Raw genomic sequence first — 502 nt, forward strand, 5'->3', positions numbered from 1 at the left:
TACTGTGCAGCTGGAAGATACTCCTTGCGTGCGCGGCATGATCAACAAAGTGTTTTACTTGGTTAAGTGTGAGGCGTAACAGATGAATCTCAATAATATTCAACCTGCACAAGGTGCAAAGCACGCCAAGCGTCGCGTTGGTCGCGGTATCGGTTCCGGTTTGGGCAAGACCTGCGGTCGCGGCCATAAAGGTCAGAAGTCACGTGCGGGTGGGTTCCATAAAGTGGGTTTCGAAGGCGGTCAGATGCCTTTGCAACGCCGTTTGCCCAAGCGTGGTTTCGTCTCGCTGACACGTAACGACACCGCTCAAGTGCGTTTGTCCGATTTGCAGAAGTTGCCGGTCGATACCATCGATCTGTTGGCACTCAAGCAAGCCGGTGTGGTTCATGCGAATGCGTTGTCTGCAAAAGTGATTCTTTGCGGTGAGATTACTCGTGCGGTCAAATTGCAGGGTTTGTTGCTGACTAAGGGTGCGCTTGCGGCGGTTCAAGCTGCCGGCGGT

The 502-nt window shown here is 53.4% G+C and carries 2 protein-coding genes; both read left to right on the top strand.

Annotation, left to right across the window (positions count from 1 at the left end):
• Positions 1-79, top strand: a 79-nt coding sequence (locus M6F29_RS12195; protein ID WP_298160339.1) for an uL30 family ribosomal protein, incomplete at its 5' end; no start/stop codon positions are given.
• Positions 80-82: 3 nt separating this feature from the next.
• Positions 83-502, top strand: a 420-nt coding sequence (rplO, locus tag M6F29_RS12200; protein ID WP_298160337.1) for a 50S ribosomal protein L15, incomplete at its 3' end; no start/stop codon positions are given.

This window comes from Ferrovum sp. (assembly GCF_027317285.1).
Taxonomy (GTDB): domain Bacteria; phylum Pseudomonadota; class Gammaproteobacteria; order Burkholderiales; family Ferrovaceae; genus Ferrovum.